24 protein-coding genes are annotated in these 23,497 nt (G+C 68.0%); 5 read left to right on the forward strand and 19 right to left on the reverse strand.

The features are described 5' to 3' along the window. The first annotated feature begins 59 nt into the window (after positions 1 to 59). On the forward strand, positions 60 to 1,391 hold the full coding sequence (locus tag AC3WQR_RS11540) for an MFS transporter (protein WP_492742101.1): 1,332 nt from the start codon (positions 60 to 62) through the stop codon (positions 1,389 to 1,391). A 33-nt stretch (positions 1,392 to 1,424) separates the two neighbouring features. Here the strand turns inward: AC3WQR_RS11540 and rng are convergent, their stop codons facing one another. Genes rng through AC3WQR_RS11580 form a run of 8 tightly spaced genes read right to left on the reverse strand, consistent with a single transcriptional unit; the run spans position 1,425 to position 8,377 of the window. Continuing rightward, the gene (gene rng, locus AC3WQR_RS11545; RefSeq protein ID WP_062470121.1) at positions 1,425 to 2,951 is read right to left on the reverse strand and encodes a ribonuclease G; all 1,527 of its coding nucleotides are present in this window, start codon (positions 2,949 to 2,951) and stop codon (positions 1,425 to 1,427) included. Between the two features lie 7 nt (positions 2,952 to 2,958). Further along, positions 2,959 to 3,561 carry a Maf family protein gene (locus AC3WQR_RS11550; protein WP_492742102.1) on the reverse strand — a complete coding sequence of 201 codons (603 nt, stop codon included), beginning with the start codon at positions 3,559 to 3,561 and terminating at the stop codon, positions 2,959 to 2,961. A gap of 40 nt (positions 3,562 to 3,601) precedes the next feature. Then, entirely contained in the window at positions 3,602 to 4,069 is a 468-nt protein-coding gene (gene rlmH, locus AC3WQR_RS11555; protein ID WP_062470115.1) for a 23S rRNA (pseudouridine(1915)-N(3))-methyltransferase RlmH, read from the reverse strand. After that, positions 4,066 to 4,761: a ribosome silencing factor gene (gene rsfS / locus AC3WQR_RS11560; RefSeq protein WP_070060814.1), complete on the reverse strand. Its 696-nt coding sequence runs from the start codon at positions 4,759 to 4,761 to the stop codon at positions 4,066 to 4,068. The genes rlmH and rsfS overlap by 4 nt, the downstream gene beginning before the upstream one ends. Then, complete coding sequence (gene nadD, locus AC3WQR_RS11565; RefSeq protein WP_062470111.1) at positions 4,761 to 5,393, reverse strand: nicotinate (nicotinamide) nucleotide adenylyltransferase; 633 nt, start codon at positions 5,391 to 5,393, stop codon at positions 4,761 to 4,763. The genes rsfS and nadD overlap by 1 nt, the downstream gene beginning before the upstream one ends. Further along, on the reverse strand, positions 5,390 to 6,310 hold the full coding sequence (hemF, locus tag AC3WQR_RS11570) for an oxygen-dependent coproporphyrinogen oxidase (protein ID WP_492742103.1): 921 nt from the start codon (positions 6,308 to 6,310) through the stop codon (positions 5,390 to 5,392). Before hemF ends, nadD begins: the two co-directional genes overlap by 4 nt. Further along, the gene (gene purD / locus AC3WQR_RS11575) at positions 6,310 to 7,608 is read right to left on the reverse strand and encodes a phosphoribosylamine--glycine ligase (RefSeq protein WP_062470106.1); all 1,299 of its coding nucleotides are present in this window, start codon (positions 7,606 to 7,608) and stop codon (positions 6,310 to 6,312) included. The genes hemF and purD overlap by 1 nt, the downstream gene beginning before the upstream one ends. 43 nt (positions 7,609 to 7,651) lie before the next feature. Continuing rightward, complete coding sequence (locus AC3WQR_RS11580; protein ID WP_487846857.1) at positions 7,652 to 8,377, reverse strand: YebC/PmpR family DNA-binding transcriptional regulator; 726 nt, start codon at positions 8,375 to 8,377, stop codon at positions 7,652 to 7,654. 118 nt (positions 8,378 to 8,495) lie between these two features. Here AC3WQR_RS11580 and AC3WQR_RS11585 point away from each other — a divergent pair, with 118 nt between their 5' ends. From AC3WQR_RS11585 to AC3WQR_RS11600, 4 genes are read left to right on the forward strand one after another with little or no spacing between them, the layout of a single operon-like run. Then, the gene (locus AC3WQR_RS11585) at positions 8,496 to 9,287 is read left to right on the forward strand and encodes a class I SAM-dependent methyltransferase (RefSeq protein ID WP_062470103.1); all 792 of its coding nucleotides are present in this window, start codon (positions 8,496 to 8,498) and stop codon (positions 9,285 to 9,287) included. Between the two features lie 2 nt (positions 9,288 to 9,289). Continuing rightward, positions 9,290 to 10,339, forward strand: a complete 1,050-nt coding sequence (locus AC3WQR_RS11590; RefSeq protein WP_492742104.1) for a chorismate transformation FkbO/Hyg5 family protein — start codon at positions 9,290 to 9,292, stop codon at positions 10,337 to 10,339. Positions 10,340 to 10,375: 36 nt separating this feature from the next. Continuing rightward, positions 10,376 to 11,173 carry a lysophospholipid acyltransferase family protein gene (locus AC3WQR_RS11595; RefSeq protein WP_369628991.1) on the forward strand — a complete coding sequence of 266 codons (798 nt, stop codon included), beginning with the start codon at positions 10,376 to 10,378 and terminating at the stop codon, positions 11,171 to 11,173. Then, positions 11,137 to 11,916: a glycosyltransferase family 2 protein gene (locus tag AC3WQR_RS11600; RefSeq protein WP_492742105.1), complete on the forward strand. Its 780-nt coding sequence runs from the start codon at positions 11,137 to 11,139 to the stop codon at positions 11,914 to 11,916. The genes AC3WQR_RS11595 and AC3WQR_RS11600 overlap by 37 nt, the downstream gene beginning before the upstream one ends. A 53-nt stretch (positions 11,917 to 11,969) precedes the next feature. Here AC3WQR_RS11600 and AC3WQR_RS11605 read toward each other — a convergent pair whose 3' ends face one another. The 11 genes from AC3WQR_RS11605 to AC3WQR_RS11655 all read right to left on the reverse strand — a co-directional run bounded on the left by AC3WQR_RS11605 (position 11,970) and on the right by AC3WQR_RS11655 (position 23,419). Further along, positions 11,970 to 13,361 carry an efflux transporter outer membrane subunit gene (locus tag AC3WQR_RS11605; RefSeq protein WP_492742106.1) on the reverse strand — a complete coding sequence of 464 codons (1,392 nt, stop codon included), beginning with the start codon at positions 13,359 to 13,361 and terminating at the stop codon, positions 11,970 to 11,972. Next, complete coding sequence (gene macB, locus AC3WQR_RS11610; protein ID WP_492742108.1) at positions 13,354 to 15,336, reverse strand: macrolide ABC transporter ATP-binding protein/permease MacB; 1,983 nt, start codon at positions 15,334 to 15,336, stop codon at positions 13,354 to 13,356. Before macB ends, AC3WQR_RS11605 begins: the two co-directional genes overlap by 8 nt. After that, the gene (gene macA, locus AC3WQR_RS11615) at positions 15,333 to 16,493 is read right to left on the reverse strand and encodes a macrolide transporter subunit MacA (protein WP_492742110.1); all 1,161 of its coding nucleotides are present in this window, start codon (positions 16,491 to 16,493) and stop codon (positions 15,333 to 15,335) included. The genes macB and macA overlap by 4 nt, the downstream gene beginning before the upstream one ends. Before the next feature lie 200 nt (positions 16,494 to 16,693). After that, positions 16,694 to 17,197: a disulfide bond formation protein B gene (locus AC3WQR_RS11620; RefSeq protein ID WP_492742112.1), complete on the reverse strand. Its 504-nt coding sequence runs from the start codon at positions 17,195 to 17,197 to the stop codon at positions 16,694 to 16,696. Next, positions 17,194 to 18,291 carry a sulfate/molybdate ABC transporter ATP-binding protein gene (locus AC3WQR_RS11625; protein WP_062470081.1) on the reverse strand — a complete coding sequence of 366 codons (1,098 nt, stop codon included), beginning with the start codon at positions 18,289 to 18,291 and terminating at the stop codon, positions 17,194 to 17,196. The genes AC3WQR_RS11620 and AC3WQR_RS11625 overlap by 4 nt, the downstream gene beginning before the upstream one ends. Positions 18,292 to 18,311: 20 nt before the next feature. Next, positions 18,312 to 19,214: a sulfate ABC transporter permease subunit CysW gene (cysW, locus tag AC3WQR_RS11630; protein WP_124957841.1), complete on the reverse strand. Its 903-nt coding sequence runs from the start codon at positions 19,212 to 19,214 to the stop codon at positions 18,312 to 18,314. 1 nt (position 19,215) lies between these two features. Then, positions 19,216 to 20,103 carry a sulfate ABC transporter permease subunit CysT gene (gene cysT, locus AC3WQR_RS11635; protein WP_062470075.1) on the reverse strand — a complete coding sequence of 296 codons (888 nt, stop codon included), beginning with the start codon at positions 20,101 to 20,103 and terminating at the stop codon, positions 19,216 to 19,218. Then, a complete protein-coding gene (locus tag AC3WQR_RS11640) occupies positions 20,104 to 21,120 on the reverse strand; it encodes a sulfate ABC transporter substrate-binding protein (RefSeq protein WP_492683887.1) in 1,017 nt (338 codons plus the stop codon). After that, the gene (locus AC3WQR_RS11645) at positions 21,117 to 21,692 is read right to left on the reverse strand and encodes an RBBP9/YdeN family alpha/beta hydrolase (protein ID WP_056580397.1); all 576 of its coding nucleotides are present in this window, start codon (positions 21,690 to 21,692) and stop codon (positions 21,117 to 21,119) included. The genes AC3WQR_RS11640 and AC3WQR_RS11645 overlap by 4 nt, the downstream gene beginning before the upstream one ends. A gap of 22 nt (positions 21,693 to 21,714) precedes the next feature. Then, complete coding sequence (locus AC3WQR_RS11650) at positions 21,715 to 22,356, reverse strand: peroxiredoxin (RefSeq protein ID WP_062470070.1); 642 nt, start codon at positions 22,354 to 22,356, stop codon at positions 21,715 to 21,717. Between the two features lie 148 nt (positions 22,357 to 22,504). Further along, entirely contained in the window at positions 22,505 to 23,419 is a 915-nt protein-coding gene (locus AC3WQR_RS11655; protein WP_492742113.1) for a LysR family transcriptional regulator, read from the reverse strand. Between the last annotated feature and the right edge of the window lie 78 nt (positions 23,420 to 23,497).

Raw genomic sequence — 23,497 nt, forward strand, 5'->3', positions numbered from 1 at the left:
CGCCGGCTCCCGCCGACGACCTTCCGCCAGAACACGACAGGACAGGAGAGAGACATCCCATGCAACACCCATCCATCCCCGCCACGCCGCCGGGCCTGCGCGCCCGCCAGGCCGTCGACGAGCAGGCCTCGCTCAATGCGCTGATCTTCCGCAAGCTCATGCCGCTGCTGGTGCTGGCCTATGTGATCAGCTTCATCGACCGCACCAACATCGCGCTGGCCAAGAGCCATATGGCCGTGGACATCGGCATCTCGGCGGCCGCCTACGGGCTGGGCGCCGGGCTGTTCTTCCTGAGCTACGCGCTGCTCGAAGTGCCCAGCAATCTGGTGATGCACCGTGTGGGCGCGCGCTGGTGGATCGCCCGCATCATGATCACCTGGGGCTTGCTGTCGGCCGGCATGGCCTTCGTCACGGGCGAGACCTCGTTCTACGTGATGCGCATCCTGCTCGGCGCGGCGGAAGCCGGCCTGTTCCCGGGCGTGATGCTGTACCTGAACTACTGGTTCGGTCGCAAGGACCGCGCACGCGCCACGGGCTACTTCCTGCTCGGCGTGTGCATCGCGAACATCCTCAGCGGCCCGGTCGGCGGCGCGCTGCTGCAGATGGACGGCCTGTGGGGCTGGCACGGCTGGCAATGGATGTTCGTGCTCGAAGGCCTGCCCGCCGTGGCGCTGGCCTTCGTGGTCTGGCGCAAGCTGCCCGACGGCCCCTCCAGCGCCAGCTGGCTCACGCGCCCGCAGGCACAGGCCATCGAACGCCAGCTCGCCGCCGAACGCGCCGAGGACGTGGCCAACGGGCAGGTCGGCGAGTCGTTCCGCGCCTGCCTGGTCGACCGGCAGATCTGGCTGGCGATCTTTGTCTACTTCTGCCACCAGATCAGCATCTACACGGTGATCTTCTTCCTGCCGAGCAGCATCGGCACCTACGGCAAGCTCTCGCCGCTGGAGATCGGCGCGCTCAACTCGCTGCCCTGGGTGGCCGCCGCCGTCGGCGCCATTGCGCTGCCGCGCCTCGCGGTCACGCCGCAGCGCGGCCGGCGCCTGCTGCTGGTAGGGCTGGTTTCGATGGCGGTGGGCCTGCTGATCGCAGCCTTCGCAAGCCCGGCCGTCGCGCTGGCCGGCTTCTGCCTCACGGGCTCGATGTTCTTCGTGGTGCAGTCCGTGATCTTCCTGTTCGCGTCGTCACGGCTGGCCGGTGTGGCGCTGGCAGGTGGACTCGCGTTGGTCAACACCTGCGGCCTCGTGGGCGGCTTCATCGGCCCGTCGGTGATGGGCTGGATCGAGCAGAGCACGGGCAGCACGAAGAACGGCCTGCTGTTGATCGCCGGCATGCTGGTGGCCGCCGCGCTGGCCAGCGTCTGGATGCGGCAGGGCCAGGAGTCGAAGCGCTGACCCGTCGTTCCAACGGGCCGCGCGCTCCTGTCGTCAGAGCAGCACGATGTCGTACTGCCCCTGCCCGATCGCCGGCTCCGACTGCAGCGAGATCGGCTTGCCGATGAAGTCGCTCAGCCCCGCGAGGTGCTGGCTCTCCTCGTCGAGGAACAGCTCGATCACCTGCGGCGACGAGACGATGCGGAACTCGCGTGGCGTGAACTGCCGCGCCTCGCGCAGGATCTCGCGCATCACGTCGTAGGCCACGCTGCGCGCGGTCTTCACGATGCCCTGCCCGCCGCAGGCCACGCAGGGCTCGCACAGCATGTGGGCCAGCGATTCGCGCGTGCGCTTGCGCGTCATCTCGACGAGGCCCAGCTGCGAGAAGCCGCCGGCCGTGGTCTTCACGCGGTCGCGCGCGAGCTGCTTGCGGAACTCCGCCAGCACCTGCTCGCGATGGTCGTCGCGTGCCATGTCGATGAAGTCGACGATGATGATCCCGCCCAGGTTGCGCAAGCGCAGCTGCCGCGCAATGGCCTGCGCGGCCTCCAGGTTGGTCTTGAAGATGGTGTCGTCGAAGTTGCGCGCACCGACGAAGCCGCCGGTGTTCACGTCGACCGTGGTCAGCGCCTCGGTCTGGTCGACCACGAGGTAGCCGCCCGATTTCAGGTCGACGCGCCGGCCCAGTGCCTTCGCGATTTCCTCGTCCACCGAGTACAGGTCGAAGATCGGCCGCTCGCCCTTGTAGTGCTGCAGCTTGCCGGCCGCCTGCGGCATGAATTCGAGGCCGAACTTCAGCAGCACCTCGAACTGCTCGCGCGAGTCGATGCGGATGGTCTGCGTGTCTTCGGAGGTCATGTCGCGCAGCACGCGCTGCAGCAGGCTCAGGTCCTGGTGCAGCAGCGACATGGCCGGCATCCGGCTCGAGGCCTCGCGGATGCGCGTCCAGGTCTTGCGCAGGTAGGCGATGTCTTCGGCCAGTTCGGCATCGGCCGCGTCTTCGCCGTTGGTGCGCAGGATGAAGCCGCCCGTGTTCACAGGCACCACGCCACCGCTCTCGGCGGCCGCGGCCGCTTCGATGAGCGCCAGCATGCGGTTGCGCAGCGACTCGCGCTGGTCGGGCGGGATCTTCTGCGACACGCCGATGTGGTTGTCCTGCGGCAGGAACACCAGCAGCCGGCCCGCGATGCTGATCTGCGTGGACAGCCGCGCGCCCTTGGTGCCGATCGGGTCCTTGATGACCTGCACCAGCAGCGACTGGCCCTCGAACACCTGCTTCTCGATGGGCACCATCGGCCCGCCGTTGCGGTGGTCGCGCTCGGGCGGCGCGGCGCTCGGGCGCGAGCCCGGCGTGAACGGCGAGACGATGTCAGCCACGTGCAGGAAGGCGGTGCGCTCCAGGCCGATGTCGATGAAGGCCGACTGCATGCCCGGCAGCACGCGCGAGACCTTGCCCAGGTAGATGTTGCCGACCAGCCCGCGCTCGAGCGTGCGCTCGACGTGCAGCTCTTGCACCGCGCCGTGCTCGACCAGCGCCACACGGGTCTCCTGCGGAGACCAGTTGATCAGGATGTCTTGCATGGATGTCTTAAGTATTGAAACCGACGCCTCGAAGCAGCTGCGCGGTCTCGAACATGGGGAGTCCCATGATGCCCGAATAGGAGCCGCTGATGTGCTCCACGAACGCCGCCGCCGCGCCCTGGATGGCATAGGCGCCGGCCTTGCCGAGCGGCTCGCCGCTGGCGGCGTAGGCCGCGACCTGCTTCTTCGTGAGCGTGGCGAAGCGCACGCGCGACACGCTGAGCGCCGCATGGCGGCGACGGCCGTTCTGCAGTGCGACTGCGGTGAGCACGCGGTGCGTGGCGCCGGACAGGTGCGCGAGCATGCGCTCGGCATCGCGCGCGTCCTCGGGTTTGCCGAGGATGGTGCGGCCGAGCGCGACCGTGGTGTCGGCGCAGAGCACGGGCGCATCGGCCAGGCCGAGGCGCTTGCGTCGCACAACGGCGGCATCGAGCTTGAGGGCGGTGACGCGCTGCACGTAGGCGGTGGGCGACTCGTTCGGCAGCAAGGCCTCGAGCGCCTCAGCGTCTTCGTCGGCACCGGCCAGCAGCAGTTCGTGGCGCACGCCGAGCTGGCCGAGCAATTGGGCGCGGCGCGGGCTTTGCGACGCGAGGTAGATGAAGTCAGGCAAGTTCAGGTCTCCGAGGTGGGCCCCACCGCCGGCCCCGTGATCATTCCCGGTGGTACGGATGGCCCGCGTTGACCGACCACGCCCGGTAGAGCTGTTCGACCAGCAGCACGCGCGCCATGGCATGCGGCAGGGTCAAGTCGGACAGGCGGATGCGTTCGTGCGCCGCGGCCTTGAAGGCCGGGTCGAGCCCGTCGGGGCCGCCGATGACCAGCGCGACGTCGTCGCCCTCAACCTGCCAGGTCTGCAGCCGTGTGGCCAGCGCCTTGGTGGTGAGCGCGGTGCCGCGCTCGTCGAGCACGACGATGCGCATGCCGCGGGCGATGGCGCCCTCGATGCGCTCGCGCTCGGCGGCATACAGCGTCTCGAGTGTCTTGGAACCGCGCGGCTCGGTCTTGACGGCGCGCAGCTCGAGCTTGAGCTCGGGCGGGAATCGCTTGGCGTAGTCGTCCCAGGCAGTCTGCGCCCAGTCGGGCATGCGCTGCCCGACGGCGACCACCAGCAGCTTCATGCGCGGCGGGCGGGTGCCTTCTTGGCCGGCGCCTTCTTTGCAGCGACCTTCTTGGCGGCCGGCTTGCCGACCACCTTCACCGGCACGCGTGCGGTGCCCGTGGCGGACTTCTTCGCAGGCGCCTTCTTGGCGGCGGTCTTGCCCGCGGTCTTCGATGCGGCCTTCTTCGCCGGGGCCTTGGCGGCCTTGGCTTCCTGCTCGGCTGCGCGGATCGCGGTCTTGGCGGCGCTCGAACGGCGCAGGCTCGGCGTCTTGGCGGCGGCCGTCTTCTTCTCTTCGGCGCCCTTGACGACGGACGAGGCGGTGGCCAACGCGGGCTTGGTGGCGCCGAGCTTGGCGCGCACCGGCTTGTCGCCCCAGATCTCTTCGAGGTGGTAGTACTGGCGGATGGCGGGCTGCATGATGTGCGCCACGGCCGCGCCGCAGTCCACGATGATCCACTCGCCGTTTTCCTCGCCCTCGGTGCGCGGCTTGGCAAAGCCGGCTTCACGCACGGCGTCGCGCACGCTCGAGGCGAGCGCCTTGGTCTGGCGGTTGGAGGTGCCCGACGCCACGATCACGCGCTCGAACAGCGGCGAGAGGTGCTCCGTGTCGAATACCTGGATGTCCTGCGCCTTGACGTCTTCGAGACCATCGATGATGGCTCGCTGGAGTTTTTGGATGTCTTTTTTGGCGGCGGCTTCAGTGGTCATCAGGCAGAGCGGTAGAGGTGGTGTTGGTCAATATAGCGTGCAACCGTGGGCGGAACCAGCGAGGAAATGTCCACACCCGACGCCACACGCCGCCGGATATCGGTGGCGCTGGTGTCCATGGCGGCAGGCAGTTCAAGCGCCTCGAAACGCGCGCCAGCCGGGAGGCCGGGCAGCTGTTTCGGATCAAAACGAGTGACGTCACCCGTCGATAGTGCGCGATACGCTACAGAAACGATAGCAATGCCGAGTATATCCTGCCAGCCGTGCCAGGTCGGCAAGGCCGCCGCCTGGTCCGCGCCCATCACCAGCACGAGCTGCGCGCCGGGCTGCTCTTTCTGCAATTCATGCAGCGTGTCGAGCGTGTAGGTCGGGCCGTCGCGCAACACCTCGCGGCTGTCGATGACGACCTTGCCTTGCAAGTTGCCGAAGGCCAGTTGCGCCATCGCGAGGCGGTCTTCCTTCGGCGTGAGCGTGCGGCTCTTGTGCCAGGCCTGCCCCGTGGGAATGACGTGCAACTCCGTCAGATCGAGTTGCGCCAATGCAGCTTCGGCCAGGGCGACGTGGGCGTTGTGCGGCGGGTCGAAGGCCCCGCCGAAGACGCCGATGCGCAAAGCGGAACCGGTGGGGCTCACACCCAGTCCCGGCGCACGATGAAGTCGCTGTACAGCGCGGCTTCGGGGCTGCCCGCTTCGGGCTGTTGCCGGTAGGCCCAGCTCGCGAGCGGCGGCATCGACAGCAGGATCGATTCGGTGCGTCCGCCCGACTGCAGGCCGAAGTGCGTGCCGCGGTCCCACACGAGGTTGAACTCGACATAGCGCCCGCGCCGGTACAGCTGGAACTCGCGTTCGCGCTCGCCGTACGACATGCTGCGGCGGCGCTCGACGATCGGCAGGTAGGCCTGCAGGAAGGCATCGCCGACCGAGCGGATCAGCGCAAAGCCGTTCTCGATGCCGCCCTCGGCGAAGTCGTCGAAGAAGATGCCACCGATGCCGCGCTGCTCGTTGCGGTGCTTGAGGAAAAAATACTCGTCGCACCAGGTCTTGAAGCGCGGGTACTTGTCGGCGCCGAAGGGGGCGAGCGCATCGCGGCACACGGTGTGGAAGTGCACCGCGTCTTCTTCGAAGCCGTAGCACGGCGTGAGGTCCATGCCGCCGCCGAACCAGCACACGGGATCACCGCCGCCCGCGGGCTGCGCGGCCAGCATGCGCACGTTCATGTGGACGATCGGCACGTAGGGATTGCGCGGATGGAACACCAGCGACACGCCCATGGCCTCGAACGGCGCGCCCGAGAGCTCGGGGCGGTTCTGCGTGGCCGAGGGCGGCAGCTTGGCGCCACGCACCTGCGAGAAGCCGACGCCGGCGCGCTCGAACAGCGCGCCGCTTTCGAGAATGCAGGTCAGGCCACTGCCCTGCAGCGGCTCGCCGGGCTCTTTCTGCCAGGCGTCGCGCACCGCACTGCCGCCATCCGCCGCCTCGACCGCCGAGATGATCGATTGCTGCAGTCCGCGCAGGTAGTCGCCGACCGCCTTCGGCTGGGTGGCTGGCATCAGGCGTGGGGCGTGTTGCGCGCGTTGACGGCGCGGTAGCCGATGTCCTTGCGGTACTGCGCACCGTCGAACTGCACGCGCGCCGCGACCTCGTAGGCGCGCTGCTGCGCCTGCTTGACGCTGTCGGCCAGCACGGTCACGCAGAGCACGCGGCCGCCGCTGGTCTTGAGTTCGCCGTTTTCCAGCGTGGTGCCCGCGTGGAACACCACGGCGTCGGGCGCCTCGGCCGGAATGCCGCTGATGCGGTCGCCCTTGCGCGGCGACAGCGGATAGCCGTGCGCGGCCATCACCACGCCGAGCGCCACGCGCCGGTCCCACTGAAGCTCGACCTGGTCGAGCGTGCCGTCGGTGGCGTGCCAGAACACCTCGAACAGGTCGGACTTCAGGCGCATCATGATCGGCTGCGTCTCGGGGTCGCCCATGCGGCAGTTGAATTCGAGCGTCTTGGGTTGGCCGGCCGCGTCGATCATCAGGCCGGCATAGAGGAAGCCGGTGAACGGAATGCCGTCCTTTTCCATGCCGCGGATGGTCGGCAGGATGATCTCGCGCATGGCGCGCGCATGCACCTCGGCCGTGACCACGGGCGCGGGCGAGTACGCGCCCATGCCGCCGGTGTTCGGGCCTTCGTCGCCGTCAAGCAGGCGCTTGTGGTCCTGGCTGGTGGCCAGCGCGGCAACGTTCTTGCCATCGCACATCACGATGAAGCTGGCTTCTTCGCCTTGCAGGAATTCTTCGATGACGACGCGTGCGCCGCCTTCGTTGTGCGACACGCCGAACTTGTTGTCGACCAGCATGAAGTCGACAGCTTCGTGAGCTTCCTGCGCGGTCATGGCAACGACCACGCCCTTGCCGGCGGCCAGGCCGTCGGCCTTGACGACGATCGGCGCGCCCTTGGCGTCGATGTACGCATGGGCGGCGGCGGCGTCGGTGAAGGCCTCGTACTCGGCCGTCGGGATCTTGTGGCGCTTCATGAAGGCCTTCGAGAAGGCCTTGGAGCTTTCGAGCTGCGCAGCCGCCTGCGTCGGGCCGAAGATGCGCAGGCCGTGCGCGCGGAACTCGTCCACCACGCCAGCCGCCAGCGGCCCCTCGGGACCGACCACGGTCAGCGCGATTTTCTCGGCCATCGCCCACTCGCGCAGCGCGGCGGGTTCGGTGATGTCGATGCAGTCGTAGCGTTCATCGCTCACGGTGCCGCCATTGCCGGGCGCCACGTAGACGCGGCTGACCCGGTTGCCCTGCGCCAGCCGCCACGCCAGTGCGTGCTCGCGGCCCCCTCCTCCAATCACCAGTACCTTCATTCGCGGGCTTTCGTTTGTCGCTGTGGATCCATCATTCATTCGTTCAGTCGGACAGTGCGGCGTTGTGATACACGTCCTGCACGTCGTCCAGGTCCTCGAGCACGTCGAGGAGCTTCTGCATTCTTGCGGCGTCTTCGCCGGTCACGTCCACGGTGTTCTCGGCGCGCATCGTGATTTCGGCGGCGTCGGGCTTCAGGCCCGCGGCTTCGAGCGCGTTTTTCACGGTCTCGAAGTCGCCGATGGCGGTGAGCACCTCGATGGCGCCGTCGTCGTCGGTGATCACGTCCTCGGCGCCGGCTTCGAGGGCCACTTCCATGACCTTGTCCTCGCTGGTGCCGGGCGCGAAGATGATCTGGCCGCAGTGCTTGAACTGGAAGGCCACCGAGCCTTCGGTGCCCATGTTGCCGCCGTGCTTGGAGAAGGCGTGGCGCACTTCGGCCACGGTGCGCACGCGGTTGTCGGTCATGGTGTCGACGATGATCGCCGCGCCGCCGATGCCGTACCCTTCGTAACGAATTTCTTCGTAATTGACGCCTTCGAGGTTGCCCGTGGCCTTGTCGATGTTGCGCTTGACGGTGTCGATGGGCAGGTTGACCGCCTTGGCCTTTTCGACCGCCAGCCGCAGCCGGGGGTTGGCGCTGAGGTCGGCGCCGCCGGCGCGTGCCGCCACCGTGATTTCACGGATGGCGCGGGTCCAGAGCTTGCCCCGTTTCTCGTCCTGGCGGCCCTTGCGGTGCTGAATATTTGCCCACTTGCTATGTCCGGCCATGGCTTTCTCTCTCGCTGTCGTGTGTTTTCAAAGCAAGTGTGGAGTTTACTGTCCGGCGCACACAACGCTCCCCCGGCGCCCGGGATTTCGGCCCGGACCTTTTGGTGATAATTGTTCGATGACGCCATCGCCCATTGCCGGTACGGGAAATCCCGACGCCCTGCCGCCGCACGCCCCGCTGCCGCTGTACTACAACACCGAAGCGGAGCACCAGGCGTTCCTGCGGCGCATCTTCGACAGCACGGCCGCGGACTACGACCGCATCGAAGCCGTGCTGGCCTTCGGCACCGGCCCCTCGTACCGCCGTGACGCACTGAAACAGGCCGGCCTCACGGCGGGCGCCCAGGTGCTCGACGTGGGCATCGGCACCGGGCTCGTCGCCCGCGAAGCGCTGAAGCTCATCGGCTCCACCGGCAAGCTCACGGGCGTCGATCCCAGCGTGGGCATGATGGGCCAGGTCCGGCTGCCCGGCGTCGAATTGATTCAAGGCGTCGCCGAGGCCCTGCCCCGGCCCGACGCCAGCTGCGATTTCGTGAGCATGGGTTACGCCATGCGCCACATCAGCGACGTGGCCGCCGCCTTTTCCGAGTTCCATCGCGTGCTGCGCCCGGGCGGGCGCGTGGTGGTGCTCGAGATCACCAAGCCCGAGGGCCGCATCGCCACCGCACTGCTCAAGGGCTACATGCGTGCCGTGGTGCCGCTGATCGCCCGCGTGGTCGGCCGCCGCAGCGACACCTCGGAGCTGTGGCGCTATTACTGGGACACCATCGAGGCCTGCATCCCGCCCGAGCGCGTCATGCAGGCCCTGGGCGCCGCCGGCTTCAGCGACGTGCGCCGGCATGCGAGCCTCGGGGTCTTCTCTGCCTACACCGGCCGCAAACCCGAATCCACCGCCGACGAGGTTCGCTGAACGTGCGCCCCCAGGACGACCGCCTTCATTCCCCCCTGCGCGTGGAGCGCCTCTCGCTGCCGGACAGCCTTGCGCTGGCCACGCACAGCCATGCGCCCTTCGCCGCGCTCGGCTACGGCACGCCGCACGGTGTCGCCTGGATGCCCACGGTCAACGCGCGCGTGCTGTCGCCGCAAGGCGCGATGGCCGATGTGTGGCACGTGGGGCACGCGGGTGATGGCACCCAGGTCCGGTCGGGCACCACCGGCATCGCGCGCTGGCGCACCGATGGGCACTGGCTGCTCGGCGCCATCGACCTCGATGAAGCCGTCGAAGGCCAGGGCCTGACCGAACTCGCGCAGCGTGCTTACCGCGACCTGTTCCGCACGCTCGAGCAGGCCGGCACGCCGCATCTGCAGCGCATCTGGAACTACCTGCCGCGCATCAACGCTGACGGCGGCGGGCTGGAGCGCTACCGCCAGTTCAACCTGGGCCGGCAAGAGGCCTTCTTCGAGGCCGGCCGCGCTGCCTTCGAGGGTGCCCCGGCCGCCTGTGCGCTGGGCATCCGCCAGGGCGCGCTGTCGATCCGTTTTCTCGCGGGACGTGCCGCACCGCTGCCGGTCGAGAACCCGCGGCAGGTGTCGGCCTACCGCTATCCCGAAACCTACGGCCCGCGCTCGCCGACCTTCTCGCGCGCCGCGCTGGCGGACATCGGCGACGGCCAGGTCGCACTCTTCATCTCGGGCACGGCGAGCATCGTCGGGCACGAAACGGTGCACCACGGCGACGTGCGTGAGCAGGCCCGCGAAACGCTGCGCAACCTCGAGGCTGTGATCGCCTCCGCCCATGCGCAGACCACGGCGCGCTTCTCGCTCGATGCGCTCGACTGCGTGGTGTACGTGCGGCATCCGTCGGACACCGAGGCCGTGCGCGAGGTGATCGAAGCCGCGCTCGGCGCCCAGTCGCCGATGGCCCGCGATGCGGTGTACCTGGAAGCCGACATCTGCCGCAGCGATCTGCTGGTCGAGATCGAGGCCCACACGGTCGCCGCCGGCCGGCTGCAGGCCGCCTGAGCGGCTCGCCGTCCGCCTGCTCGACCGACACCACCCATGAACGTGCTGCGTCTTCTCACGTCGATCCCGCTCGCGCTGATGCTCTATGCGCTGCTGCTGTTCCTCGGCCTGATCTCGCTGGTCTGGAACTTCGTCGCCATGCTGCTGTACCCGGTGATGCCCGCCGTACCGGCGCGCGCGCTGGGCCGCATGACCATCGCCTTTGCCTACCGGATGTTCTGGTGGCTCGCCTCGGTCACCGGCATGATGCGCATCGACGCTTCGTGCCTGGACCCGATGCGCAACGAGCCCGGCGTGATCTTCGTGGCCAACCACCCGACCATGCTCGACGCGCTGCTGCTGGTGGCGCGGCTGCCGCGCAGCGCCTGCATCATGAAGGCCGAGCTGATGGGCAACATCTTCCTCGGCGCCGGAGCACGGCTGGCGCGCTACATCAGCAACAAGTCGGCCCGCACGATGGTGCGCCTGGCGGTCAATGACCTGCGCCAGGGTGGCCAGCTCGTGATCTTCCCGGAAGGCACGCGCACGGTGACGCCGCCGCTGAACCCCTTCCGCCCCGGCACCACGCTGATCGCCAAGCTGGCGCAGGCGCCGATCCAGACCGTGTTCATCGACACCGACTCGCCCTACCTCGGCAAGGGCTGGCCGCTGTGGCGCGTGCCGCCGCTGCCCATCGTCTTCACGCTGCGGCTGGGCAAGCGCTTTGCGCCGACGCAGGACAGCGATGCGTTGCAGGTCGAGCTGGAACACTATTTCCGTCAACACATGGAGCAGCGCGCCACCGACGCGTCCCCCGAATGCCAGCAGACGCCTCGCGCACCCACCTTGTCCTGATCCCCAGCTACAACACGGGCGAGCGCCTGTTCTCGACGGTCGCGGCCGCGCGGGCCCAATGGAACCCGGTGTGGGTGGTGATCGACGGCAGCGACGACGGCACGGGCGAGCGGCTGCAGCAGATGGCGGCCGGCGATCCGGGGCTGCGTGTGTGGGTGCTGCCGCAGAACCAGGGCAAGGGCTCGGCGGTGCTGCACGGCTTGCGGGCCGCGAAAGAAGCGGGCTTCACGCATGCGCTCACGATGGATTCCGATGGGCAGCATCCGGCGGACCTGATCCCCTCTTTCATGAACGCCTCGCTGGCGCGGCCCGAGACGATGGTGCTGGGTCGCCCCGTGTTCGACGCCAGCGCGCCGCTGCTGCGGGTGCGGGGGCGGCGAGTGTCGAACGGCTGGACGCAGCTCGAGACGCTGTTCGCGGGGGTTGGGGATTCGCTCTACGGCTTTCGCGTGTACCCCGTGGTCGACCTGATCGCAGTGATGGCGCGGCAACCGTGGATGCGGCGCTTCGACTTCGATACGGAGGCGGTCGTGCGGCTGGCCTGGCGCGGGGTCAAGCCGGTGAACATCGATGCGCCTGTGAAGTACCTGACGGCGGAGGAAGGCGGGGTGTCGCACTTTCGCTATGGGCGGGACAACGTGCTGCTGACCTGGATGCACACGCGGTTGATGGTGGAGTTTGTTTTGCGGTTGCCTGGGTTGCTCGTTCGCAAATTGCGGGGGGCGCCGCCGTTTCAGGCCTAGGTCTCTTTTGAGGGGTGCCCGGCTGGCGTGGCTTGGGAGCCGTTCCTCTCTTCCTACTCGACGGTGGCCGCGCCGCCCAGCGCCTTGTACAACGTCATCGTGGCGTTGAGCTGGTTCAGCCGGTTCTGTGCCAGTGACACCTCCGCGGCGCGGCGCTTGTCCTTGGCGTCGAGCACGGGCTGCAACGCGGTGGCGCCGGCGCGGTAGCGCACTTCCGACAAGGCCTCTGCGCGTCGCGCCTGTTGCAGCGCCAGGGCGAGCTTCACGCTTTCGTCCTGCAGCTGGGTCCGCGACGACAGCGTGTTCTCGACCTCGGACAGCGCGGTGTACAACGACTGGCGGAACCCGACGACCGCTTCTTCATACTGCGTCTGCGATACGGCGACGGTCAGCCGCGCGGTGTTCCATTGCAGGAAAGGCAGCACCAGGCCGGCACCGAGGGTCGCGACCGGGTTCTTCAGCACCTCGCCCAGGGCGTTGCTCCCCGCACCCAGCGAACCCGTGAGGCTCAGCACCGGATAGAAACTGGTGCGCGTGGCATCGACGTTCGCCAGCGAGGACCGCAGACGCTGCTCCGCGGCGCGCAGATCGGGCCGGCGGGCCAGCAGGCTGGCGGGCAGTCCGGCATCGATCACGGGCAAGGCGGTCTCCGGCAGTTGTGAGGGCTCGTCCCTCGGGGCATCGGGCGGCATGTCGAACAGGATGGCCAGTGCGTTGCGCGCCTCGACACGCTGCTGCAGCAGCTGCGTGTGCGCGGCCTCCTGGCTCGCAAGGTTCTGGCCGGCCTGCGCGACGTCGAGCCCGGACACGGCGCCTGCCGCGTACTTGGCGCGCACCAGCGCCTGGATGCGCCGCGCATCGGCCATGCCGGCCTCGCTCAGCACGATGCGGTGGTTCAGGTAGCCGGTCTGCCAATACAGCCCGGCCGTCGTGCCCACCAACGCCAGCGCCGTAGCCTCGCGGTCGGACTGGGTGGCCTGCAGCTCCCAGTCGGCGACGCTGCGCTGCGCCGACAGGCGGCCCCACAGGTCGACTTCGTAGCTCAGGCTCAGCGAGGAGTTCGCGCTCGATGCGGCCACGCCGCCGCGCTTCAGGTCGAAGCTGCGTTGGGTGCCCAGTTGCCCCGTCACGCCCGGCGTGAGGTTGGTGTTCGCCAGGCCGGCCTGCAGCTGCGCCCGCTGCACGCGGATGCCGGCAGCGGCCAGGTTGTTGTTGGTGCGCAGGGCGCTGTCGATGAGGGTGTCGAGGCGCGCGTCGTGGAAGGCGGTCCACCAGCGGGCCTGCGGCGCGGCCGCTGCGTTCTGCGGCAGGGGCTGTTGCTGCTGCTGCCACGCCTGCGGCACGCCGAGCGGTCGGTGTTCGCGCCGCTCCGGCGCGAACAGCGTGCAGCCGCCAAGCGCCAGCGCGATGGCGAGGCCCGCCAGGGTCGGTCGGGCCCTACTCACGCGCCAGCGCCTCGATGGGGTCGAGCCGCGCGGCATTGCGCGCCGGCAGGTACCCGAAGAGCACGCCGATGAGCGACGCGCACAGGAAGGCCGACACCACGGCCCCGAGCGAAAAGATCATTTGCCATTGCTTCACGAACAGCGAGAACACAAAGCTGATGCCGTACGACAGCAGCACGCCGATGAAACCGCCGACCAGGCACACGAGCACGGCCTCGGTCAGGAACTGCTGCAGCACGTCGCTCTGGCGCGCGCCCACGGCCATGCGGATGCCGATCTCGCGGGTGCGCTCGGTCACCGACACCAGCATGATGTTCATCACGCCGATGCCGCCCACCACGAGCGAGATCACCGCGATCAGCGACAGCAGCAGCGTGAGCGACTGGCTCGTGCGTTCGGCCGTCTTCACGATGCTGTCCATGTTGAAGGTGAAGAAGTCCTTGCCGCCGTGGCGCAGCGTGAGCAGCCGCACGATGCTCTCTTCGGCCGCCTTGGTGGGCTGGTCGTCGCGGATGCGCACGGTGATGCTGTCGAAGTGCTGCTGGCCGAAGAGGCGGCTTGCACCGGTGCTGTAGGGCAGCCAGATGTTGAGCGACTTGTTCTCGCCGAACATGCTCTTCTTTTCCTGCGCCACGCCGATCACGGTGCACGGCAGGCTGCCCACGAGGATGATCTTGCCCACGGGGTCGGTGCCGTCGGGAAAGAGCTTGCGCCGCGTGTTCTGGTCGATCACCACCACCTGCGACTGGTGCCGCACATCGTTGGCGTCGAAGTCCGTGCCGCTGGCCATCTGGATGTCGCGCACGCTGAAGAAGTTGTCGCTGACGCCGTTCACGTTGCCGTTGACGTCGGCGCTGCGGTAGCGCAGGCGCAGGCTGCGCATGGTGGTCGGCGTGACGCTGTGCACGAAGGGCTGCGCGGAAATGGCCTGCAGGTCGGCGGGCAGCAGCGTGCGGATGCTCGCGGCCTTGTCGTCGCCGAAGTCGTGGCCCGGGTAGATGTCGAGCGTGTTGGTGCCGATGGCCTTGATGTCGGCCAGCACGAAGCGCTTGGCGCCCTCCCCGATGGCCACGATCGACACCACCGAGGTGATGCCGATGATGATGCCCAGCATGGTCAGCGCCGTGCGCATGCGGTGCGCCATCATCGAGCGCCAGGCCATGCGGAAGGCTTCGGAGAAACGCGCCCAGCCGGTGCTGAAGCGCGCGATGCCCAGTGTGGGGCGGGTCATGGCGGGCGGCGTGGGGGCGTCGTCGCCGACGGTCTGCGCGGGCGCGGCCACGGTCGGCACGTTCGGCCGGTCGCCCACGATCGCGCCGTCGGCGATCTCGATGATGCGTTCGGTGCAGCGCGCCACCTGCATGTCGTGCGTCACGATGATGATCGTGTGCCCCTGCGCATGCAGCTCGCGCAGGATGCCGATGACCTCCTGGCCGCTCTTGCTGTCGAGCGCGCCGGTGGGCTCGTCGGCCAGGATGACCCGCCCGCCGTTCATGAGCGCGCGCGCGATGCTCACGCGCTGCTGCTGGCCGCCCGAGAGCTGGCTCGGTCGGTGCTCGGTGCGGTCTTCCAGGCCCAGGCGCGCGAGCAGTTGCCGCGCCCGCGCGTCGCGCGCCGAGCCCTCGGTGCCGGCATACACGGCGGGCACCTCGACGTTGCCGGTGGCCGTCAGGTGCTGCATGAGGTGGTAGCGCTGGAAGATGAAGCCGAAGTGCTCGCGCCGCAGCGCGGCGAGCGCGTCGCTGTCGAGCGTGCCGACGTCCTGGCCCGACACGGTGTAGGTGCCGGTGCTCGGCCGGTCGAGGCAGCCGAGGATGTTCATCAGCGTCGACTTGCCCGAGCCCGAGGCACCGACGATGGCCAGCATCTCGCCGTGGCCGATGTCCAGGTCGACATCTTTCAGCACCTGGACCTCCTGCTCGCCCGAGGGAAAGCTGCGGCCGATGCCGCGCAGGGTCAGCAGCGGCTGCGTCACTGGCGCGGCCTCCGGTTGCCGCTGTCATTGCCGTCGGTCTTCTCCAGCGCCGAGGCGTCGCCGGTGATGACGTTGTCGCCCTCCTTCAGGCCTTCGAGCACTTGCGCCTGGAAGTTGTTGCTGATGCCCACGCGCACCTGCCGCTTTTCCACGCGCTGGTCGGGCAGGAGCACGCGCACTTCGTGGCGGCCGTCCTTGTCGCGCGTGCCGAGCGCGGTGAGCGGCACGGTCAGCGCCTGCTTGGCCTCGCCCAGCAGGATGGCGACCTGCGCCGTCATATCGACGCGCAGCGTGCGCTCGGGGTTGGGCACGTCGAACAGCGCGTTGAAGAACACGGCGTTGTTGATCTTTTCGGGCGAGGGCTGCACCGCGCGCAACGTGCCGTGGTAGCGCGTGTCGGGATCGCCCAGGATGGTGAAGTACACCGGCTGGCCGGCCTTCACGCGCACCACGTCGGCCTCGGACACCTGCGCCTTCACGGTCATGGTCGACAGGTCGGCCAGCTTCATCAGCGTGGGCACCTGGAACGAGGCCACCACGGTCTGGCCTTCGAGCGTGCTGATCGACACCACGTCGCCGTCGATGGGCGCGACGATGCGCGTGTACGACAGGTTGGTCTGCGCCGAGGCCAGGGCCAGCTTCTGCTGGCGGATCTGCGCGTCGAGCGAGACGGCGTCGGCGCGCAGCGCGCGCAGCTCGGTGTCGGCGCCTTCCAGGTCCTGGCGCGCGGCGGCGTCCTGCGCCAGCATCTCGCGCTGGCGCGCCCAGGTGAGCTCGGCCTGCTTCACGCGCACTTCCTTGGCGAGCTTCTGGGCCTGCAGGTTCTCCAGCTTGGCCTGCTCCTGTGCGAGCGTGTTCTGCGAGATGACGGGGTCGATCTCGGCCAGCCAGTCGCCCTTCTTCACCGTCTGGCCGAGCACCACCTTCAGCGACTTGAGCTGGCCCGACACCTGCGCGCCCACCTCGACCTGCTTGAGGGCCTGCAGCACGCCGGTGGCGAGCACCGCGTTCTCCAGGTCGCTGCGCTGCACGGTGGCGGTCAGGTAGTCGCTTTTCTTCGGCGGGCTCAACCAGAAGAAGGCTGCGATGGCCAGCACGACGAGCAAGGCCAGGCCGACAAGGAGCTTGCGCGATCGTCGCGAAGGAGTGGTGGGCATGCAGTGAAGAAGTGGGATGAAACGGGCGGCGAGGCCCGGGAAGGAATGCGGTTCATCCTAGCCCCGGTTGCTGAAGGCCTGCTAAAGCATGCGTTTTGACGGGCTTTTTGCACGGGCCTGCGGTCCCGCCAATGAAAACGGCGTGGCCCGCTGCCCTCGAAGGACAGCGGGCCACGCCGCATGAACTACTGAAAAAGAACTCAGCGCGCGGTGCGCCGGCGCAAGAGCAAGGTGAGCAGCAACAGCGCCAGCACCGTGAACGCGATGAACGACCAGTTCGCCAGCGTCAGGCCGAACAGCGACCAGTCGATCTTGGAACAGTCGCCGCCGCCGCGGAAGATCATCGGCAGCGCGCGCTTGAGCGGGAAAGTCTCGATCATCCCGTACAGGTCACGTCCGCACGAGACGACTTCGGGCGGATACCACTGCAGCCAGCTCTGCTGCGCCGCCGTGTAGGCACCGCCCACCGCCGCCGCCAGTGCCAGCACCGCGCCCGTCACCTGCAGGCCGCGGCTGTTGAACAGCGCCGCCAGGCCGGTGAACAGCGCCACCAGCATCAGCGCATAGCGCTGCACGATGCACATCGGGCAGGGTTCGAGCCCGACCACGTGCTGCAGATACAGCCCGAAGGCGAGCATGAGGACACAGGCCAGGCAGATCAGCCCGAGCGCGCGGCGCGGCGCGCCGAAGTACCAATGGATCAAGGAGATACCCAATCTTCTTCTACGAACACCCTGGCCTTGCGGGGATTGGCGACGACGGTGTCGCCTTCCTTCAAGCCCAGGTCGCGGAACTGTTGCGCAGGGAGTTGCGCTTCGATGATGGTTCCGGAGCCCGGATTATCTGGATTCGTTTCGGTGGGCTCAAGTTCCAGCCGCGCGATCGGTCCGACCACGATCGCGCGCGACAGCGTGGCGACGATGCCCGTGGCACCCGACACGTAGCGGGTCACATCGAGGTCATGCGGACGCACATAGGCCAGCGCCTTGGCGTCGCGCGCGCTGCTGTGCTCGGGCGAGTCGATGCGCATGCCGTCCAGTTGCACGGCGCCGTTGTCGGCCCGGCCGTGGAACAGGTTCACGTCGCCCAGGAAGCCGTACACGAACGGGCTCGCGGGCTTGTCCCACACGTCCTGTGGCGAACCGACCTGCTCGATGCGGCCCTTGTTGATGACCACCACGCGGTCGGCCACCTCGAGCGCTTCTTCCTGGTCGTGCGTGACGAAGATCGAGGTGACGTGCAGCTCGTCGTGCAGGCGGCGCAGCCAGCGGCGCAGTTCCTTGCGCACCTTGGCGTCGAGCGCTCCGAAGGGTTCGTCGAGCAGCAGCACCTTGGGCTCCACCGCCAGCGCGCGGGCCAGCGCGATGCGCTGGCGCTGGCCGCCGGACAGCTGCGACGGGTAGCGGTCGGCCAGCCAGTCGAGCTGCACCAGCTTGAGCAGGTCGGTCACCTTGGCCTTGATCTGCGCGTCGCTCGGGCGCTCCTTGCGCGGCTTCACGCGCAGGCCGAAGGCCACGTTCTCGAACACGGTCATGTGGCGGAACAGCGCGTAATGCTGGAACACGAAGCCGACCTGGCGTTCGCGCACGTGCACGTCGGTCGTGTCTTCGCCCGAGAAGTGGATGCTGCCGGTGTCGGCCGTTTCCAGGCCCGCGATGATGCGCAGCAGTGTGGTCTTGCCGCAGCCCGAGGGGCCGAGCAGCGCGACCAGTTCGCCCGACTCGACGTCGAGGTTCACGTTGTTCAGCGCGCGGAAGTCGCCGAACTGCTTGCTGATGTTGCGGATTTCGATGCTCATGGTCTTGTTCTCTCGTCTTCTCAGGCCGCCGAAGGCTCGGGGGGACGCTCGGGCGGCAGCTCGGCGATGGCTTTCATTTCGCGCTCATGGCGCCACTCGATGACCGACTTGATCACCAGGGTGACCAGCGCCAGGATCGCCAGCAGCGAGGCCACCGCGAAGGCGGCCACCGACTGGTATTCGTTGTAGAGCACCTCGACGTGCAGCGGCATGGTGTTGGTCTGGCCGCGGATGTGGCCCGACACCACCGACACCGCGCCGAACTCGCCCATGGCGCGCGCATTGCACAGGATCACGCCGTACAGCAGGCCCCACTTGATGTTGGGCAAGGTCACGCGCCGGAAGGTCTGCCAGCCGGTCGCGCCGAGCACGATGGCGGCCTGCTCTTCGTCGGTGCCCTGCGCCTGCATCAGCGGAATGAGTTCGCGCGCAATGAAGGGAAAGGTCACGAACACGGTGGCCAGCACGATGCCGGGCACGGCGAAGATGATCTTGATGTCGTGCTCCGCCAGCCACGGGCCGAACCAGCCCTGCGCGCCGAACACCAGCACGTAGATCAGGCCCGCCACCACCGGCGACACCGCGAACGGCAGGTCGATCAGCGTGGTCAGAAAAGCCTTGCCGCGGAACTCGAACTTGGCGATGGCCCAGGCCGCGGCCACGCCGAACACGAGGTTCATCGGCACCGCGATGGCGGCGGTGATGAGCGTGAGGCGGATGGCGCTCCACGCATCGGGTTCCTTCAGCGCCTCGAGGTAGGCATTGAGGCCCTTGCGCAGCGCCTCGACCGCCACGGCCGCCAGCGGCAGCACGAGGAACAGGAACATGAACGCCAGGGCGACGCCGATCAGCGTCCAGCGGACCCAGGCCGACTCGGTGGTGCCGGCCTGCGCGCGGCGGATGATTTTCGAAGGTGCGCTCATGTCATGCCCCCGCGCGCTTGCGCTGCCAGGCCTGCAGGCCGTTGATGACCAGCAGCAGGATGAACGACAGCACCAGCATCACCAGCGCGACCGCGGTGGCGCCCGTGTAGTCGTACTGCTCCAGCTTGCCGATGATGATGAGCGGCGTGATCTCGGAAATCATCGGCATGTTGCCGGCGATAAAGATCACGGAGCCGTACTCGCCGATGGCGCGTGCGAAGGCCATCGCAAAGCCCGTCAGCAACGCGGGCGCGATCGACGGAAAGATCACCTTGGTGAAGGTCTGCAGGCGCGTGGCGCCCAGCGAGGTCGCGGCTTCTTCGAGTTCCTTCTCGGCGTCTTCAAGCACCGGCTGCACCGTGCGCACCACGAAGGGCAGCCCGATGAAGATCAGCGCGATCACGATGCCCGCCGGCGTGAACGCCAGCTTGATGCCGTGCGGCTCCAGCAGCTGCCCGATCCAGCCGTTGCCCGCCAGCAGCGCCGTGAGCGAGATGCCGGCCACGGCCGTGGGCAGCGCGAACGGCAGGTCGACCAGCGCATCGACGATGCGCTTGCCCGGGAACTTGTAGCGCACCAGCACCCAGGCCACGAGCAGGCCGAACACCGCGTTCACCATGGCGGCGATCAGCGAGGCGCCGAAGGTCAGGCGGTACGAGGCCATCACGCGCGGCGCGGTCACCGACACCCAGAAGTGCTCCCAGGTCATCGTGAAGGTCTTGAAGACCAGCGCCGACAGCGGGATCAGCACGATCAGGCACAGATAGAAGACCGTGAAGCCGAGCGTGATGTGGAAACCGGGCAGCACGCGCTTGGCGCCCCCTGCCCGGTTGGCACGAGAAAAAGGCGCTCCCGCTGCCGGGAGCGCCGAAGAAGCAGCGCCGCTCATTTACTTCGCGCCGGGCGTGTAGAGCTTGTCGAACTGGCCGCCGTCATTGAAGTGCACCTTCTGCGCTTCGCTCAGGCTGCCGAACAGTTCCTGCACCGTGAACAGCTGCAGCGGCTTGAAGGTCGAGGCGTACTTCTTGAGCACGGTCTGCGAACGCGGGCGCAGCGCGTGCTTGGCGGCGATTTCCTGCGCTTCTTCGGAGTACAGCCAGTCGAGGTAGGCCTTGGCCAGCTCGCCCGTGCCCTTCTTCTTGACGGTGCGCTCGACGATGGCGACCGGGTTCTCGGCCACGATGGAGATCGACGGATACACCGAGTCGACCTTGCCGGTGCCGAATTCGCGGTCGATCGAGACCACTTCGGATTCGAAGGTGATCAGCGCGTCGCCGATGTTGCGTTGCAGGAAGGCGGTCGTCGCGTCGCGGCCGCCGCGTGCCAGCACCGGCACGTTCTTGAACAGCTTGCCGACGAACTCGGCGGCCTGGGCGTCGGTGCCGCCCTTCTTCTTGATGTAGCCCCAGGCCGCCAGGTAGGCGTAGCGGCCGTTGCCGCCGGTCTTGGGGTTGACGATCACGACCTGCACGCCCGGCTTGATCAGGTCGTCCCAGTCCTTGATGCCCTTGGGGTTGCCGTTGCGCACCAGCAGCAGCATGGTCGAGGTGGTGGGCGATGCGTTCTCGGGGAACTTCTTGTTCCAGTCCTTGGCGACCACGCCGGCGTTGGCCAGGAAGTCGATGTCGGTCGAGGTGTTCATGGTGACCACATCGGCATCCAGGCCGTCGGCCACGGCACGCGCCTGGGCGCTGGAGCCGCCGTGCGACTGGTCGATCTTGACGTCCTTGCCCGTGGCCTTCTTGTAGTTCGCCACGAAGGCCGCGTTGTAGTCCTTGTAGAACTCGCGCGCCACGTCGTACGAGGCGTTCAGCAGCCCGGTGCCTTGTGCGAAGGCGGTGCTGCCGGCGAGTGCGGAGGACGCCAGCGCGAGCACGGCGACGAAGGTCTTGATTCTGGAAGTCATGTGGTTGCCAGGTTTTCTGAAAATTCACGTCCCGCCGACCAGGCGGCGGGTTCGTCGGTCAACGATTGCAGCAGGGCCAGGCCGAGCGGCCAGTCTCCGTGCCCCGAATCGATGTTGATGTGCCCCGCATTCTGCATGCGCACGAACTCGCTGCCCCAGGCGCGCGAATAGGCGCCCGCCAGGCGGATCGGGCAATAGGGATCGTTGCTGCTCGCCACCACGATGCTGCGGTACGGCAGCGCCGCGTAGGGCACGGGTGCGAAGTCGGACAGCACCGCGCGGCGCTCGGGGTCGGCCGGCGCCACCAGCAGCGCGCCCTGGATGCGGGCGGCGGCCTCGGGCGGCAGGTGCGCCGTGGCGATGCAGCCCAGGCTGTGCGCCGCGATCACCACCGGGCCTTCGCTTTCGAGCACGAGCTTGGCCAGCGCAGGCACCCAGGCGTCGCGCTTGGGCGAAGCCCAGTCGTCCTGCGCCACCCGCGCCGCGCCCGGAATGCGTTCTTCCCACAGGCTCTGCCAATGGCCGGGCCCGGAGTCGCGCCAACCGGGCACGATGACGACACGAGTCTGCATGACGGCGCGGTCCTGCGGCTTCTTACTTGTTGGGCTGCGGCGTGATGCGCAGGTAAGGCTTGACGGCCTTGAAGCCCTTGGGGAAGCGCTCGGCCAGCTCGGCCGGGTCCTGGATGCTCGGCACGATGACGACGTCGTCGCCGTCCTTCCAGTTCACGGGCGTGGCGACCTTGTGGCTGTCGGTGAGCTGCAGCGAGTCGATCACGCGCAGGATCTCGTCGAAGTTGCGGCCGGTCGACGCGGGGTAGGTGATGGTGGTGCGGATGACCTTCTTGGGGTCGATGATGTAGACGCTGCGCACCGTGGCCGTGGTCGAGGCGTTCGGGTGGATCAGGTCGTACAGGTCGGCCACCTTGCGGTCGGCGTCCGCAATGATCGGGAAGTTGACGGTGGTGTTCTGCGTCTCGTTGATGTCGCCGATCCACTCCTTGTGCTTGGTGGCCGGGTCGACGCTCAGCGCGATGGGCTTCACGCCGCGCTTGGCGAACTCGCCCGACAGCGCCGCCGTCTTGCCGAGTTCGGTGGTGCACACGGGCGTGAAATCGGCCGGGTGCGAGAAGAACACGATCCACGAATCGCCGGCCCACTGGTAGAAGTCGATCGGGCCTTCGCTGGAGTCCTGGGTGAAATTGGGGGCGGTGTCGCCGAGTCGCAGGGTTGCCATGGTCGCTCCAAGGAGGGGGTGAAGCCCTGGATTGTGCGAACCGCTGCTTCAATGGCAAACGAATATCTGTTTGTTTGGATATGACGTTTTTCGCATATAGAACCCGCGAAGACCCACTATGACGCTATCTTTTAGATAGCAATCTGCCTCAGAACATCCGCATCTGCTCGCTTTGCAGGTGTTCGGACAGGAAGTCGATCAGCCGCCGCACCGCCGGCACCAGCGCCCGCCGCGCCGGAAACACCATGTGCGCAACCACCGGCGACGGCCCCCAGCCGGGCAGCACCCGCACCAGCCGGCCCGCTTCGATGTCGGCGCTGCACATGTAGTCGGGCAGCAGGGTCACGCCGACGCCGCCCAGCGCGCCGAACTGCAGCGTCGCGAGGTCGTCGGCCACGTAGCGCGGCGTGTGTACATGCACGTGGCTGCGGCCTTCGGGGCCTTCGAGCCGCCACTCCGAGCGCCCTTCCCCGTTGACCGACATGGCCGCCGTGGGCAGCTTCGCGAGGTCGGCGGGCGTGTCGACCGGGCCCTGGCTGGCCAGCAGCGCCGGGCTCGCGACCAGCACGCCGCGGCTGTGGCCGAAGGTCTTGGCCACCAGCACCGTGCTGTCCTCGATGGTCGGGCGCACGCGCAGCGCGATGTCGATGCCCTCCTCGATCAGGTCCACCGGCCGGTTGATGACGCGCATGTCGACGCGCACCGCCGGGTGGCGCGCCATGAACACCGGCATCAGCTGCGCCAGCCCGCTGTGGGAGATGGTGACCGGGCAGGTCAGCCGCACCAGCCCGCTCGGCTCGGTCTGCACCTGCGCCACCGCCTCGGCCGCCGCCTGGGCCGCATCGCGCATGGCCGAGGCATGCCGCAGGTAGATCTCTCCGGCCGGCGTGAGCGACAGGCGGCGCGTGCTGCGCTGCATCAGCTGCACGCCCAGCCGTTCCTCGAGCTCGGCCACGCGCCGAGACAACCGCGATTTGGGAATGCCCAGCGCCCGGCTGGCGGCGGCAAAGCCGACCCGCTCGGCCACCTCGGCGAAGAACACCATGTCGTTGAGGTCTTGCATGGCTTCATTGTCCTGCAAACAGAACGATCTGATCAAATTTTGGCTACTTATCAGTCACTCACATCAAAAATAGAATTC

This window comes from Variovorax sp. FW305-3-2-15-B-LB1, from assembly GCF_058787635.1.